General features: G+C 35.7%; 12 protein-coding genes. 3 read left to right on the top strand and 9 right to left on the bottom strand.

Features of this window, described 5'->3' with window-relative positions:
• The first annotated feature begins 27 nt into the window (after positions 1–27).
• Entirely contained in the window at positions 28–1,005 is a 978-nt protein-coding gene (locus M0214_RS07160) for a succinylglutamate desuccinylase/aspartoacylase family protein (protein ID WP_248724783.1), read from the top strand.
• On the top strand, positions 992–1,555 hold the full coding sequence (locus M0214_RS07155) for a 5-formyltetrahydrofolate cyclo-ligase (RefSeq protein WP_248724782.1): 564 nt from the start codon (positions 992–994) through the stop codon (positions 1,553–1,555). The genes M0214_RS07160 and M0214_RS07155 overlap by 14 nt, the downstream gene beginning before the upstream one ends.
• Here M0214_RS07155 and M0214_RS07150 read toward each other — a convergent pair.
• The 9 genes from M0214_RS07150 to panC all read right to left on the bottom strand — a co-directional run bounded on the left by M0214_RS07150 (position 1,552) and on the right by panC (position 16,229).
• On the bottom strand, positions 1,552–2,178 hold the full coding sequence (locus M0214_RS07150; RefSeq protein WP_248724781.1) for a lipoprotein signal peptidase: 627 nt from the start codon (positions 2,176–2,178) through the stop codon (positions 1,552–1,554). The two genes, M0214_RS07155 and M0214_RS07150, sit on opposite strands and share 4 nt — an antisense overlap.
• A gap of 147 nt (positions 2,179–2,325) precedes the next feature.
• Entirely contained in the window at positions 2,326–2,706 is a 381-nt protein-coding gene (locus tag M0214_RS07145) for a TraR/DksA C4-type zinc finger protein (RefSeq protein ID WP_248724780.1), read from the bottom strand.
• A 4-nt stretch (positions 2,707–2,710) separates the two neighbouring features.
• Positions 2,711–6,130 (bottom strand): isoleucine--tRNA ligase, encoded by a 3,420-nt coding sequence (gene ileS / locus M0214_RS07140; RefSeq protein WP_248724779.1) that lies wholly within the window; start codon positions 6,128–6,130, stop codon positions 2,711–2,713.
• A gap of 115 nt (positions 6,131–6,245) precedes the next feature.
• Complete coding sequence (locus tag M0214_RS07135; protein WP_248724778.1) at positions 6,246–11,219, bottom strand: LamG domain-containing protein; 4,974 nt, start codon at positions 11,217–11,219, stop codon at positions 6,246–6,248.
• A 247-nt stretch (positions 11,220–11,466) separates the two neighbouring features.
• Complete coding sequence (radA, locus tag M0214_RS07130; RefSeq protein ID WP_248724777.1) at positions 11,467–12,825, bottom strand: DNA repair protein RadA; 1,359 nt, start codon at positions 12,823–12,825, stop codon at positions 11,467–11,469.
• A complete protein-coding gene (locus M0214_RS07125) occupies positions 12,825–13,973 on the bottom strand; it encodes an alpha/beta hydrolase (RefSeq protein WP_248724776.1) in 1,149 nt (382 codons plus the stop codon). Before M0214_RS07125 ends, radA begins: the two co-directional genes overlap by 1 nt.
• Before the next feature lie 73 nt (positions 13,974–14,046).
• On the bottom strand, positions 14,047–15,006 hold the full coding sequence (locus M0214_RS07120; protein ID WP_248724775.1) for a lysylphosphatidylglycerol synthase transmembrane domain-containing protein: 960 nt from the start codon (positions 15,004–15,006) through the stop codon (positions 14,047–14,049).
• 7 nt (positions 15,007–15,013) lie between these two features.
• Complete coding sequence (panD, locus tag M0214_RS07115; protein ID WP_248724774.1) at positions 15,014–15,364, bottom strand: aspartate 1-decarboxylase; 351 nt, start codon at positions 15,362–15,364, stop codon at positions 15,014–15,016.
• A 13-nt stretch (positions 15,365–15,377) separates the two neighbouring features.
• Positions 15,378–16,229, bottom strand: coding sequence for a pantoate--beta-alanine ligase (panC, locus tag M0214_RS07110; RefSeq protein ID WP_248724773.1), 852 nt, complete (start codon positions 16,227–16,229; stop codon positions 15,378–15,380).
• Positions 16,230–16,429: 200 nt separating this feature from the next.
• On the opposite strand from panC, the gene M0214_RS07105 reads away from it, so the two are divergent.
• Positions 16,430–17,239 carry a glycogen/starch synthase gene (locus tag M0214_RS07105; protein WP_248724772.1) on the top strand — a complete coding sequence of 270 codons (810 nt, stop codon included), beginning with the start codon at positions 16,430–16,432 and terminating at the stop codon, positions 17,237–17,239.

Here is a 17,239-nt window from a genome sequence, read left to right as displayed (position 1 = left end):
GTCTATATTTGCACGACAATTTGATTTATGAGTACAGAAAAGAAGACTTTGACCATTCTTAATGAAACTATTGCTCCTGGCGAAAGCAAGGAGGTAAACTTTGATGTGGCCAATTTACACACCTCAACCCCCGTAAATATTCCTGTAATAATAGAGCGTTCTAAAAAAGAAGGCCCTATTGTACTTTTTACAGCCGGTATACATGGTGACGAGGTTAACGGGGTAGAAATTGTACGCCAGTTAGTCGCTAAAGGTATTAACAAACCAAAGCGAGGCACCATAATCTGCATGCCTGTAATCAATATTTTTGGGTTTATAAATTTGTCTCGTGAGTTTCCTGATGGCAGAGATTTAAATAGAGTGTTTCCAGGAAGCCCAAAAGGTTCTTTAGCAAGTAGAGTAGCCTTTAAATTAATACACGAAATTATTCCTCATGTAGATTACATCATGGATTTTCATACTGGTGGTTCAGGAAGGTTTAATGCACCACAGGTTAGAATAATTAAGGACGATATAGAACTTAAGCAACTAGCAAAAATATTTGGCGCACCTTTTGTATTATATTCCAAAAATCTAAATAAGTCTTTTAGAAATACTTGCCAAAAACTTAACAAACCCCTGCTGTTGTTTGAAGGTGGGAAATCATTTCACATAGATGATGTGGTCACTAATTCTGGTGTTAACGGTGCCAAACGCATATTAAAACACTTTGGTATGCTTAACTCGAATTTTAAAACTTCCAAACCAAAAAAAGACTGTGTTTTTATAAAGGAGGGGCGTTGGGTACGTGCTAAATACTCTGGGATGTTTAAACCCTTCATAAGTTTAAATGCTTTTGTAGAAAAAGGTGATTTATTAGGTAATATAACCGACCCCTATGGCAAACTAAACTACTTTGTAAAGTCACCTAATTCAGGGTACATCATAAACGTTAACGAAGCACCTATTGTATATCAAGGTGATGCCTTGTTTCATATTAGCACCGTTTTAAATGACAAAAACTGAATTACGAAAGAAATATAAAACGCTTAGGAAGAATTTATCTATTGATGCCTTAGATGAACTAAGTATGGCCATTGCAAATAAGCTCATACAAATGCCCATTTGGGATTTATCTTTCTATCATATTTTCCTTTCTATTGAAGAGCAAAAAGAGGTAAATACCGAATTTATTTTGAGTGTTCTGTCTGGTAAGGATAAAAACATATTAATTTCTAAAAGTAATTTTGAAACGGGTACTTTAACCCATTTTTTATTCACCGATAGCACCAAAATAAAGAAGAACCATTATAATATACCAGAGCCTTTAGATGGCATTGAAATAGGCAATCACAAAGTTGATGTCGTGTTTATTCCTCTTTTAGCGTTTGATAAACGAGGTAACCGCGTTGGTTACGGCAAAGGATTTTATGATCGTTTTTTAACCAACTGTAAACCCAAAACCCTAAAAATTGGACTCTCTTTTTTTGAAGCTGAAAATGAAATCACCGATGTTTTTGAAGGTGATATTAAACTGGATTTTTGTGTAACGCCAAAAAGGGTTTATACTTTCTAGCTTTCTTTCTTCGGAAATGCCTTTTTGTTGAAAACAATAAGCATGATAAAGCCAGTGCTAATAGCCATATCGGCAATATTAAAAACTGGTTCAAAAAAGTTGAAACGTTTACCACCGTAAAAAGGCATCCATTGTGGTAAATCTATCTCAAACAGAGGGAAATATAGCATATCTACAACTTTGCCGTGTAATAAAGAATCATATCCCCCTTCTTCAGGTAAAAAACTGGCAACATCCATATAACTGTCGTTGAAAAGGACACCATAAAATACCGAGTCGATAATATTACCCAATGCACCTGCGAAGATTAGAGCAATGGCCAAAATTAAAACATTAGGTTTTAATTTTTTTGTGGTATCATAGAGCCAATAACCTATGCCACAGATAGCTACGATTCTAAATAATGTTAATGCAACTTTGGCTGTTCTATCATTTACAAATGAAAATATATCGCTAATTTTTGTTCCCCACGCCATACCATCATTCTCTATAAAATAGATTTGAAACCAACTAAACACCTCTACACTTTCTTGTAAACGAAAATTAGTCTTTATGTAAATTTTGCTTATCTGATCAATAAGTAAAATAATAATGATAAGTATGATTGATTTTTTAATGGACATTAATGAATTTATGATTTTTGAATCGCGATTTAAACACTTCTATCGTGTGTTCAGTGTGATATGAGAATGACAAATAAAAAACGCCTTTCACAATAAACTATGATAGGCGTTTCTTTATTTTTAGATTCCCTTTTCCAAAGGAATTTATTATTTCTGCATGTTCTTGGCCTCAATACTTAGAGTTGCATGAGGTACCAGTTCTAAACGTTTTTTGTTAATTAGTTTTCCCGTAACTCTACAAATACCATAAGTCTTGTTTTCAATTCTAATTAAAGCATTTTTCAAGTCACGAATAAATTTTTCCTGACGGATTGCTAATTGCGAATTCGATTCTTTACTCATTACTTCACTACCTTCATCGAAGGCCTTAAAAGTAGGTGAGGTATCATCGGTGCCGTTGTTATGATCATTCATGTAAGCACTTTTAATAAGTTCTAAATCATGCTGAGCCTTATTAATTTTTTCCTGTATTAAAGCTCTGAATTCTTCTAAATCCGCATCGGAATATCTAGCACTTGTTGCTCCCATAATTTTAATGTTTTTGTATAAACAATTTGGTATTTATATCATCAAAAGCAATCTCAATACCACTATCTAATTTATCAATTATTTCTAGCTCATCTGCTAACGTCTCCGTTTTAATGTAAGCCATATTAGAACCTACAGCATTAACTATATGCTCGTTTTTTTGAAGTTTAACATCTATTCGATCGGTAACTTCAAAACCTGAATCTTTACGTAAATTTTGAATTCGGTTGATAAGTTCTCTCGCAATTCCCTCGCTTCGTAAATCCTCAGAAATGGTAACATCTAGGGCGACTGTTAAAGTACCTTCGTTAGCTACTAACCAGCCTTCAATGTCTTGGGATGTAATTTCTACATCTTCAAGCCCTAAAGTAATATTTTTTCCATTAATATCAAGGTCTAAATTACCAGTTTGTTCAATTTTTTTAATATCGGTCGCTTCAAAACCTCTAATGGCATTTGCAACCAGCTTCATATCCTTTCCAAAACGTGGTCCTAACACCTTAAAATTGGGCTTAATCTGCTTCACTAAAATATCGGAGGCATCTTCTAAAAGCTCAACTTCTTTAACGTTTACTTCGTGTTTTATTAAATCTGAAACCGCTAAAATCTCTTGCTTTTGTTGATCACTATCTACAGGAATCATGATTTTTTGTAATGGCTGACGCACTTTTATCTTTTCTTTAGCTCTCAACGATAATACAAGAGACGATATGGTCTGTGCACTTTCCATTTTACGTTCTAAAGTCTTATCAACAAAACTTTCATCGTAAACTGGGAAATTGGCTAAATGCACACTTTCAACAGTTTCTTTTTTGGTTACCGAATTTAAATCTTGGTATAGCTTGTCCATGTAGAAAGGTGCAATTGGCGCTCCTAACTTAGCAATATTTACCATACAGGTATACAATGTTTGGTATGCCGAGATTTTATCGGTTTGATAATCTCCTTTCCAGAAACGTCTTCTACTTAAACGTACAAACCAGTTACTTAAATAATCTTGAGTAAAATCTGAAATTGCCCTTGCAGCTTTGGTAGGTTCGTAATCTGCGTAATACGCATCTACTTTCTTAATAAGCGTATACAATTCTGAAAGTATCCAACGGTCAAGTTCTGGTCTTTCTTCTAATGGAATATCAGCCTCTGAATAATTGAAATTATCCAAATTGGTATACAAACTAAAGAATGAATAAGTATTATAAAGTGTTCCGAAAAATTTACGCTTTACCTCTTCTATACCTTCTAAATCAAATTTTAGATTGTCCCATGGGTTGGCATTACTAATCATGTACCAACGTGTAGCATCGGCTCCGTAATTCCCTAAAGTTTCGAAGGGGTCCACGGCGTTTCCTAAACGCTTAGACATTTTCTGTCCGTTCTTATCTAATACCAGTCCGTTAGACACTACATTTTTGTAAGCTACAGAATCGAATACCATGGTTCCGATGGCATGTAAGGTATAAAACCAGCCTCGTGTTTGGTCCACACCTTCTGCAATAAAATTTGCTGGATAGGTGGTGCCCTCATCTATTAATTCTGCGTTTTCAAACGGATAGTGCCACTGGGCATAAGGCATAGAACCTGAATCGAACCATACATCTATTAAATCGCTTTCGCGTTTCATTGGTTGACCCGAAAGAGAGACTAATGTAATTTGATCCACAATGTTTTTATGTAAATCTAATTTGGCATAGTTCTCTTCACTCATATTACCAACTTCAAAATCGGCAAAAATATCTTCGCTTAAAACACCAGCCTCTGTGGCTTTCTGCATTTCGGTTTTTAACTCTTCTACAGAACCAATGCATAACGCTTCTTTACCATCTTCGGTTCGCCATATTGGTAATGGGATACCCCAATAACGTGAGCGAGACAAGTTCCAGTCGTTAGCATTCGCTAACCAGTTTCCAAAACGACCTTCACCGGTACTTTTAGGCTTCCAGTTTATAGACTGGTTGAGCTCGTGCATACGATCCTTAACATCAGTAACTTTAATAAACCAAGAATCTAACGGATAGTAAAGAATTGGTTTATCAGTACGCCAACAGTTTGGATAGCTGTGCTTATATTTTTCAACCTTAAAGGCTTTATTTTCTTCTTTTAATTTGATGGCAATTTCAACATCAACAGAGCGCTCAGGTGCTTCACCATCATCATAATATTCGTTCTTAACGTATTTACCCGCTAACTCCTTCATCTCTGGTCGGAATCGCCCTTGCAGGTCTACCAATGGCACCAAATTACCATGCTCATCTTTCACTAACATAGGTGGCACTTCTGGTGTGGCTTGTTTGGCTACTAGGGCATCGTCTGCACCAAAAGTAGGAGCCGTGTGTACAATACCTGTACCGTCTTCGGTAGTTACAAAATCTCCAGAAATTACCCTAAAAGCGTTTTCTGGATTATCATTAGGTAGCGCATAAGGTAATAATTGTTCATAAGTAATGCCTACTAAATCTACTCCCTTAAATTCGCTTACTATGCAATATGGGATTTTCTTGTCACCAGCATTGTAATTTTCTAATTCAGATTTATCTTCAACCTGAGTGAACTTACCTGCAAATTGTTTGGCCAGCAAGGGTTTTCCTAAAACTACCTTGATTGGTTCGAATGTATATTGATTGAATGTTTCAACTAAAACATAATCTATTTTTGGTCCAACAGTCAATGCTGTATTACTAGGCAAGGTCCAAGGTGTGGTTGTCCATGCTAAGAAATAAGCCCCATCTAAATCTTCCCCAGAAGGGAAGACTTCTAAGGTTTGCTCACTCAATGGCTTAATCTTAAACTGAGCCACTACGGTTGTATCTGTAACATCTTGGTATGTACCTGGCTGATTCAACTCATGGGAACTCAAACCTGTACCTGCTTTTGGAGAATATGGTTGAATGGTATACCCTTTATAGAGCAAATCTTTATTATAAATCTGCTTTAACAACCACCAAACACTTTCCATATATTTGGGCTCGTAGGTGATGTATGGGTCGTCCATATCTACCCAATACCCCATTTTTTCAGTTAGGTTATTCCAAACATCGGTATAGCGCATTACAGCCTTTCTACAGGCAGCATTGTAATCTTCAACGGAAATTGTTTTTCCAATATCTTCTTTGGTAATGCCTAGTTCTTTTTCAACACCGAGTTCTATTGGCAAACCATGCGTGTCCCATCCTGCTTTACGTTTTACCTGATACCCTTTTTGGGTTTTATAACGACAAAAAATATCTTTAATAGCTCGCGCCATAACATGGTGGATTCCTGGCAATCCGTTTGCCGATGGTGGCCCTTCAAAAAACACGAAAGATTCTTGCCCTTCCCTAGACGCAATACTTTTTTTAAAGATGTCGTTTTCTTGCCAATATTGTAGTATCTCGTTTGCTACATTTGGCAAGTCAAGTCCTTTATATTCAGGAAATTTACTGCTCATTTACGCTAAAATATTATAAGGTTGCGAATTTAATGAATTATCCTGAAACGGGTAGATTTTGAACATAAAAAAAGCCAAAACACAACGTTTTGGCTTAGTGGGATTTTTTGGTTGGTTAGTTCACAACTATTTTCTTGGTAAGTACTTGGTTATCGTCTGTTCTAAAACAGGCAATATAGCCTCCAGAAGCAACATTAGGTATCTCTATGCCATTACTTAAGAGTTCGTAAGGGACATCTTGTAATTCCATAACGGTTTGGCCAGTCATACTTATTAACGACATTCTTGTAACCGAAGCACTCACTTTTTTCACATAGATTCTTCGTCTACTATTTAGATAGTAAATAAAATTCTCTTCGAAACTTGCTTCTGCTGTACTCAACGATTGTTGTTGAGATTGGAATACAATTTCGAATCGTTCATTAAACTTACCTTGTTCTGAAGAGAAACTGTAAGCCATTCCATTACTCAAATCGAAATAAGAATTCGTTAAGTTATCCTTGATATAAATATCCTGATTTTCGTCTATATTTTCTAAGTCAGTAATTTTAATTTCGAAGGTATTACTTCCCGATGACTTAAAGTTTAGGGGAATAATCTTGTCTTCTGTTAACGCTCCATAGGCTTGAATATTCATATTCTTTCCTTCAAGGTTAAGGTTCAAATCATTATTGTTTACCTCATCACATTCTGAATCATAGCCGTAATCAAATTCATCTGAAGTCGTATTACTAAATCCTAACAATAATTCTCTATTAGTTTCAGGACCTTCAACAGAAGAGAACGCCAAGCGAATTTTTTTGAACGGACTAATTTCTGAACTTGTTACTGTTTTCGAAGCACTACCTCCTTTAGATTTAGACTTAGTGTTTTTTAAGAAAACAGATCCATTATCGTAACTTCCATCGGCGTCTTCTTCTAATACAAAAATACGTTGGGCATTATTAAATTCCACATTACCATCGGCAATGATTTCTACCATAAAACCTTGCCCAATTGGCAAATATCGAGATGGTACTAGTGTTCCATCTTGGGAACCGTTGTGTTCTCCGTTAATGCCAACAAACTGATAAGCTCTGGTAGACCCTAGTTTGTTTACTTGTGCATACCCTCCATTATATTCGTTGAGGTTATGAGATGAACCACTCCACTGTTGCCATAATTGAAGCGTTCCATCAATAACAGAAACATTATCATCAATAAAGGTATGAATATCTAAAGCAGATGGATAAGGGTTACCTAAGAGACATTGTGTTTTAGAAACATTCTGTACAGAACCAGGACCACCAACATCTGATACGTTTACCAAAATGGTACCATTGTTAGGTTTACCTTGAAAAATGTATTGCTGGTCTACAGATAAAACTCCTGTTCCTTTAGAAGTATACCCCACACCAGGTTCTATACTTGATGATGTGCTAAGTTTTGACCAGTCCCAATAAGTTTTACCATTCTTGTAAGAATAAAACCAATAGGTGCTCAAATTCCCACTTGCTGTATGACCATTTGTAAATTGAAAGTCGAAACCAGACTCATCTTTTAACATACCTACACTAAAAGCAGTGTTATTAGGATTATTGGTTGTTGCATTATTATCTACTAAAGTTGTAGCTGCAGTTACACCAACAGGTGCTGTCCAATAGTTATACCAATAAGCACTAGGTGTACCTTCTTGACGTCTGAGTGTCTTTCCATCGGTCGAAGTCACTAAATCACTCGTGTTTGTTTGAACCAATTGGGAATCGTTCATTAAATCTAAAGTCCCGTTTAATTCAAAATAACCTGTATTCTTAACTAAGTTACTTCCGCTTACGGTTAGCGTTTTCCCACTATCTATAATTAAACCATATGTTGATATTGATGAAGAGATACTGATGTCATTTTCAATTTTAACAATACACCATTCCCTTGAGCTTGAAACACCCTCAATATCCCATACATTTCCGTATTGCCAAGCTGACTCCGAAGTCCAAGAACCATCACCTGATGTTCTGTAAGGCATTGGTGCAGTTTGACTCATTACTGTGGTAATATTGTGCATTGTTAAGGCATAATTATTATCAGAATTATCAGATACTATACTTTCGGTTATATCTGTCATAGGATAATATGCAACCAAACTATTCCATGCAATGGTCGCTTTAGAATCATTGTCAATAATATCTTTCGGTACAATTACTCCAGCTACATTGTTAGAGCTGTTTTCTATCTCCTGATAAATCATGTTTTGTATTTGAGAATCTGTTAATGCAACATTGAATACCCTTACCTCATCAATTGCTCCTTTAAAATATTCTCTATCTGAAACAGAACTAGAAATTCTACCAACTTCAAAATCTCCCGTCCAATCTGAAGACGGGCTGATGGTTTCTCCTATGTTGCTACTATTAGTATCTGTTTCAACGATTTCACCATCTATATAAATTTTCTGCTCCCCCGTTGTAGAGGAAAACACACCCGCTACATGATGCCATTCTTCATAATTTATCTCGGTACCTCCAACAATATTTAAAACACCTGCTGATGTTCTAATACTAAACTCTATTTCATTACCATCTTCAACAAATAGCCTACAAGCAATGTCCTCACCTGCAATAGTGTTTTTAGTAGCACCAGCATTATCAGAATCAATCTTAATCCACGCCATTATGGTAACATTACTCAATCCATTAATAACACTACTACCGTTTAAGTAATCATCGACACCATCAAAATCTAAAGAAGCAGACCCTACCTGAGTGACTGTAAAAACATCTCTATAATCCAAATCTCCTCCTGTTGTTAAATCAGAATCAGAATCCGGAAGAATCGATAAATCTGTTGGGTCTTCTATATCTTCATTAACATCCCAAACAGAATCATTTATACCATTTGTTTCGTATGAATTCCCTAATCCATCATTATCCTTATCTGCTGCAGTGTTCGAATTATTCATTCCATTTTCATCATCATCATTAAACATGTCATTATCACTGTTCAAATCTAAGTAATCTGGCGTTGAGTCGGAATCTGTATCTTCTGGTGTTATTCCTGTTCCATAGTTATCCCACAATCCTTTGTAAGACCCTGAAGTATTTACAGTACCACTAGGTAAAATATACCCGAAAGTTGATTGTCCTTCAATATTATCTGGAATACCATCATTATCACTGTCTATATCAATGTAGTCGTAAAAACCATCGTCATCCCTGTCTAAACAAGCACCGGCATAACCTTCGTCAAAATTCATATGGTTATCCATACTTACCACAAAAGAATAAGTACCTGCAGAAACATCAACAGTATCATCAAAAAATTGCCATGGCGTATTCGAGGAATCCCCTCCAGTAGGGCTTACAGAAAACGTACCACTATCGGCAACCAAGGTTCCTGAACTACCTGAACTACCGGTAAATATTCTTAAACGAGCCGTACCTGTTAGCCCATCGCGAGATGAAAAATAACCTCCATACGATAATAGAGCATCGTATGCTACGGTAAACGACTGATAAAAATCGTTGGAACCAGAGGCAATGTCTAAATAATACTGATCCACACCAGAACCAGTAGCTGGATTGGCGTCTTCAAACGGACCACCATTTCCATAATCATAGCCTCCTGCACCGTCTACTTTTACAATATTGGCTTGGTCACCACCTCCTAAAATCCAAGGTGAAATATCCACGCCTATATTGTTACCATAGTTTAGGCCTGTTTTATTATCAAATCCACTATCTATTAAGAGATTTTCACACTCTATGGTATCTAAAATTCCATCATTATCATCATCAACATCACAAACATCACTAACACCATCACCATCCGTATCTGTATTACCGGAAGCTACCGGATCGCATTCATCTGCGCTAGTTCCACCTCCCGAACTTGAACTTGCAAAACCTGTTAGTTCAATATTATCGAGCGTTATATCTTCGTAAGTCGATGAACTATTTGATCTAAATCTAAATCTTGAGGTTGATGTAAAATTATATGTTGAAGCTTCTGCAGTAACTGTAACATCGGTATAGGTGTAGTAGTTGGTAAAATCGGTCCCCATAACATATTGCAAAACTGGCGTACTGTCCCAACTGGCACCTCCATCTTCTGAAAACTCCAGGAAAAAATCTTCGCCGTTATCATAACCCCATGCCGAGTAATCGAACTCGATAGTTACCGAGTCATAGCCTGTGAGGTCCAAATTACTTGTATATATGAGTGAACTGCTTGTATTCCCTCGGATATATGGACTATAAGAACCAGAAATTGCATAATAAGAAGTCATTACAGCATTATCTCCACCGTCTTGCCAAATATTATATGGAAAGCTTCCTCCTTCAAAATCTTCAGAATCTATTGTAGTTTCTGTTCCTGAAGAACCATCATCTTCATCATCATCATCTTCGTCGTCATCATCATCTTCATCATCATCATCGTCTTCATCGTCGTCATCATCATCGTCCTCATCGTCCTCATCGTCATCGTCGTCATCATCTTCGTCATCATCTTCGTCATCGTCGTCTTCATCGTCATCGTCGTCATCGTCGTCATCGTCACCTGAAGTACTGCCATAACCGGTGATAACAATATCATCAATATAAATTTTTTCATCTCCTGAATCTGAATCTGATCTGAATCTAAACTTAGAATTCGAAGTAAAAGTGTAAGTTGAATTGTTAGCGGTTGCTGTTATATTGGAATATGTAGTATTATTATTGAAATCTGTTCCATTGGAATATTGCAATATAGGCGTACTTTCCCATGTATTTCCTCCGTCATCGGAAAACTCAACAAAAAACTCTTCACCAGAATCAAACTTCTTTGTTTTAAAATCAAACTCAATGGTTACAGATGTGTAAGCTGTTAAATCTATATCATCTGAATAAGTATTTGAGCTACTGTCATCTTCCTTTAGCTCAACACAATATTCACCAGACATTTTGTAATCGTCCTTAATTTTACATTTGGAACCACCATCATTCCAAATAGTTCCCGAAAAACTTCCAGATTCGAAATCTTCAGAGTCTATTACCGTTTGTGCATGAGAGACAAACGACATTGAGAAACATAATACTACTGCAATGCCCCAACACTGTTTAATAAGAGTTTTCATAGATTAATTGTTATGTATTAGAAACCAAACTATCTAATACCAAACAACAACCTTTGCGTTCTTGGATTAAACTAACACTTGAGAGAAACGTGTTATTCCTGTAAAACCCTATTTTACAGGTGTTTTACAAAGCAATATTATAATATAGGAAGAAGAAAACCTAAAATAAACGGTTATTTTTAACGATTAAATGTATAAAAAATCGACGAAATGCATTTTTATGTGTTATTTATCTCAATTAATTTCATCAAACTATTAAATCTACTAAATCTTCAATCTTAGAAATGAGCTGAATCTTAATTTTAGTGTTACTCAGGGTAATTTTGTTGTATTTAGAAACAAAAATTGTTGAAAAACCCAGCTTTTCGGCCTCTAAAATACGCTGTTCTACACGCTGTACAGGTCTAACTTCTCCGGAAAGCCCTATTTCTGCTGCAAAACAGAAATCGCGTTGTAAAGCAACGTCTTCATTTGAAGATAAAATGGCGGCAACCACAGCCAAATCTATAGCAGGATCATCTACCGTAATACCTCCGGTAATGTTTAAGAAGACATCTTTAGCTCCTAATCTAAAACCAGCCCGCTTTTCTAAAACTGCCAATAACATATTGAGTCTCTTTGCATTAAAGCCTGTAGCAGAACGTTGCGGTGTTCCGTAAACAGCAGTGCTAACTAGGGCTTGTACCTCTATCATTAATGGACGCATACCCTCAAGGGTAGCAGAGATGGCGTTACCGGAAAGCTCTTCGTCTTTTCTTGAAATTAAGACTTCGGAGGGGTTAGATACTTCACGTAAACCTGTGCCTTGCATCTCATAAATGCCTAATTCGTTGGTAGACCCAAACCTATTTTTGTTAGCTCTTAAAACTCGAAACACATGATTACGATCACCTTCAAACTGAAGTACCGTATCTACCATATGCTCCAATATTTTAGGACCAGCTATGTGTCCATCTTTAGTTATATGCCCTATAAGAATTACTGGGGTTGCCGTTTCCTTAGCGAATTTTATAAGTTCTGTAGTACACTCCTTAATTTGAGAGATACTTCCGGCCGAGGATTCCACATAATCGCTATGCAAGGTTTGAATGGAGTCTACCACCACAATATCTGGTTCAAGGGTTTCTATTTGCCTGAAGATATTTTGTGTTTTAGTCTCTGTTAGAATATAACAACTGTTGTTATTAGGGTTAATGCGCTCTGCACGCATTTTTATTTGTTTTTGGCTTTCTTCCCCTGAAATGTAAAGTGTCTTATAAGGTAGTTTCAATGCTATCTGTAATAATAAAGTGCTCTTTCCTATTCCCGGCTCTCCACCTAAAAGTGTAAGCGACCCAGGAACGATACCTCCCCCTAAAACGCGATCAAATTCCTTATTGTAGGTTGCTATTCTTAAATCGCTCGTGCCATCTATTTCATTAATTTTTAATGGCTTTGAAACCCGCTTGGTAGATACTTCACCTACTTTCCAATCATTTTTTTCTGGTTTTTGAATGACTTCCTCTGCAATGGTATTCCACTCCTTACACGCATTGCATTGCCCCTGCCATTTGGCATATTGAGCACCACAGTTCTGACAATAAAACGTCGTTTTTACTTTAGCCATTAATATCCAAAATCTCGTTTAATATCATCGGCTCTTTCTAACATTAAGTCTTTGGTTAGCCCAGCGATTTCATCCAGCAAATAAGCCGATTGATAAGTTCGCATAGCTTTTTTAGGTTCCCCTGCCTCTTCATAAAATCTAGCCAAATAATAACTCCCTAAAAGTGCTTCTGGATATTCTTTTCTAGCCATTTTACCTAATTCTTCGTAATACTGATATTGATCTGTTTTCTCAATGGCTGCAGCAATGGCTTTAAAATCGTTAATTAATATGCCTTTCTGTATTCCAAAAAGTTCATTTATGGTAGTATATTTTTTAACTAAGTACTCGACGGGAGAACCTTCTAATTCCAAAATGGTTTCTTTATATTCCTGTCTTGAAATAGGCTGAAAAACCTTGAAGATACTTTCAAAAGCACTAGGTAACGCATGTGCTGGTACAGAATAATGAGATGGCCCTTCAAAACTCTTAAAATTATAAGTAAATGTCTCGTTTTCTATTGTAGAAATATCGGCATGTAAGGCCTCGGTCATCTGGGTGATAGATTTCGAATCGTTTTTGGTTTGCGCTAAACAATAAAATATTTTTGACTCAATTTCACTTAACCTTTCCGGGAGATAATCCAGCATATGGGGTGCCAACTCAGGACTAATAACTATGTAGGCCTTAAAAATTGGGTTAGCCTTCAATAAATAATAATTTATAAAGTTCGCTGTTTCTCCATGGCCAACAGCTATCCTAAAATCTGCTACTCTATAATTCTTTTCGATATGAGATATTAGTTCTGAGCCAACGAACTCAAAAAAACTAGCTCCTGTCTCAATGGGCAAGGAATTTTGCTCTGAGTATAAACAATCGTCGTAGCGTTTATCAATCTGGTTTATACCCACTACTATTGCCTCTGGCATGTCTTCCCAATAGGAATAATAATCTGCATTCCCGGCAACGGCCTCAAACAGGTAATCGCCATCAAAAACGATAAATAACGGGTATGTTTTTTCTAAGTTAGATTCGTATCCTCGAGGTAGTTGAATCTTAATCTGTCGTTCTTCACCTAAAATTGAAGATGGGAAATTTTCATATTTAACCTGTGCTTCTGAACCAGAGAAAGCAATCAAAAGCAAAAAAACGGAACAAATTATCCTCATGAATAGTAGATTTTAAACACTAAAGTAATGAATAAAGAAACAGATTAAAAAATCTTGTATCTATTTTGAGATTTTAGTTATTTCGACTTCTGTTATAAATAGGAAGATAAATTAAAGAAAGTCCTCCAAAAACAATAATCATAAGCGTTTGGGAAGCCCACATAATCCAACCAAACGCAATACTTGGGCTTTCTGGAATACCAAAAATAGCAAAGGCACCATAAATAGCTAAGGGATAGGAACCAATACCGCCATTTGTTGCAGCGATACTAAAACTAGCAGCGATAAACCCTATAAGAATTGCTCCAGCTGTAATACCCTCTAACTCTGGAATTGCTAACGACGTTACATAAAACATGAGTACATACATTCCCCAAATAAAAAACGTATGCGCAATGTATGACCATTTCTTTTCCATTTTAAAAATGCTTAGTCCGCCTTCAATTAAGCCATTCGTAAAATTCTTGATTTTTAAACCTATGCCTGATTGACTTTTTTTAATGAATCTTGTAAACACAAACACCAAAACAGCCAAACCTAACAGACCAAAAATTATTTTAATAGGGTCAAACTTTTCAATTATAAATGCATAAATGAAATCGAACTGTAAAAAGAGTGTTATGGTTATAATGCCGAGCATAATAATTAAATCGGCAATCCTTTCTGCTACAATGGTACCAAAACCTTTTTCGAATGGCACGTTTTCATAATTAGTTAATATTGAAGCTCTAGCTACTTCACCTGCTCTAGGAATTGTATAATTGATTAGGTAAGTAGCAAAAACAGCCATAATACTATTACCCAACTTTATGTTATGCCCCATTGGCTCTAGTTGAAAGCGCCATCTATACGCTCTAGATAGGTGACTGAGTAACCCTAAAAACATTCCTAAAATAATCCACCAATAATTAGATTGTTTTAAATAAACCAGAAGTTCTTCTATGGATACTTTAGACAAGGAATACCAGACTAAAAAAACTCCCAAAAAAAGTGGGAGTATGATTTTTAGTATGCGCTTTATTTTAGAATTCAAAAAAATACTACTTTAATAAGTTTGTGGCTTCGTCTGGAAATACTAAAGATGGTTTAAAAACTTTAGCCTCTTCTATATCCATCATGGCATAGGTAATTAAAATGAGTGTATCGCCTACAGAAACCTTTCTAGCAGCGGCACCATTAAGCGTGATTTCTCCACTTTTTCGTGGTCCGGGGATACAATAGGTTTCTAAACGTTCACCATTGTCATTATTTACAATTTGAACCTTTTCACCTTGAATGATGTTAGCGGCGTCCATTAAATCTTCATCAATAGTAATACTACCAATATAGTTAAGGTCTGCACCTGTGCATTTAACCCTATGAATTTTCGATTTTACAACGTGAATTTGCATGCGGCAAAGATAATTAATTTAAAGCGATATTATCTATCAATCTAATATCACCTGCATACACAGCTATAAAGGCTCTGTATGTTTTTTTACTGGATTTTCTTTTTGTTGGTTTCAGGGTTTCTGTATCGGCAATAATAAAATACTCAAGATCTAACAAATCATGGTTATAAAACTGATTTTTAACCCATTCCGTAACTTTATTAGCACTTTCTGTGCCAAATCTTTTTTTAGCAGCTATTAAAGTTTTATGTATGAATGGAGACACCTCTAGATACTCTGGTTTTAATCTGGTGTTTCGAGAACTCATAGCCAATCCTGTAGATTCTCTGTATATGGGGAAACCAATAATGTTCACAGGGATATGACACTTCTCTACAAGCTTTTTTATGATTTGCAATTGTTGAAAATCTTTTTCCCCAAAATAGGCATTATTTGGCGTTATGATTTCAAATAAACGCTTTACAATAGTTCCAACACCATCAAAATGGCCATTGCGGAATCTTCCTTCCATTTCGAACTCTAGTCCATCAAAATCAAATTTTTCCGAAACCGTGTTACCTTCATAAATATCATCAACAGTAGGAGCATAAACAAGAATTCTTTCCTTTGATAGCGTACTTAAAAGCGCAACATCCTCATCTAGAGTTCTTGGATATTTTTCTAAATCATCTTCATTATCAAATTGAGTAGGATTTACAAAAACGCTTACAACAACGTGACTATTGTTTTCTAAAGCACGTTCGACCAATGCCAAATGCCCTCGGTGCAATGCTCCCATAGTAGGCACTAAACCTACCGACCCTTTTTTTGATTTTAGAAGCGATATTGCTTTTGATATTTGCTTTTTTTCTGAGTAAACCTCCACTTTTTAATAAAAAATTAACGCCTGCAAACTTAAGATTTTACAGTCAATTTGCATAAATTTTTGTACTTTTGCGTGTTTTTTATTTTGAATTAGTAACGTGAGACTTGTTTTAAAAACCGAGCTTTTCAAAATTTCTCTTTAAAATAGAAATCGTTAAACGCTAGTTAAATGGCTTTTTAAAAGCCAACAAAAACAAACATATGAAAGATAAGAGGATATTGTATGTATCATCTGAAGTAGTTCCTTATTTACCTGAAACCGAAATTTCTTCAATGTCGTTCGAAGCACCAAGACTTGTAAATCAACAAGGTGGACAGATTAGGATTTTCATGCCAAGATATGGAAATATAAACGAAAGAAGACACCAATTACATGAAGTTATAAGACTCTCGGGAATTAACTTAGTTATAAACGATTTAGATATGCCACTCATTATTAAGGTGGCATCTATTCCAAAAGAACGCATACAAGTTTACTTCATAGACAACGACGAATATTTTAAAAGAAAAGCTACACTTACAGATGAAGATGGCGAATTGTTTTCTGATAATGATGAGCGTGCTATTTTCTTTGCCAAAGGCGTTATAGAAACTGTTAAGAAATTAAATTGGTCACCAGATGTAATACATGTACATGGTTGGTTAGCCTCGTTATTACCGGTGTATTTAAAAGAATACTATAAAGACGAACCTCTGTTCAACGAGAGTAAAATTATTACTTCGGTCTACAATCAAAGTTTTAACAATACTTTAAATAAAGACATGGTTAATAAAGTTAAATTTGACAACATTAACGATGATGCGATTAAAGTATTAGAAGAGCCTACATACAATAATTTAATGAAGATTGCTGTTGATTATTCAGACGCTCTTATTATAGGATCTGAAGATATATCTGAAGATTTGGAAACCTACATAAAAGCATCTGAAAAGCCTATTTTGGAATATCAAAACAGAGATGAATTTGGTGAAGCTTATACAACATTTGTTAATGATGCCGTTTTAAGCTAA

The sequence above is a fragment of the Seonamhaeicola sp. ML3 genome (genome assembly GCF_023273855.1).
Classification (GTDB): Bacteria; Bacteroidota; Bacteroidia; order Flavobacteriales; family Flavobacteriaceae; genus Seonamhaeicola.
The sequence above is the reverse complement of the archived record's forward strand: the minus strand, read 5'-3'. Positions and strand labels throughout refer to the sequence as shown.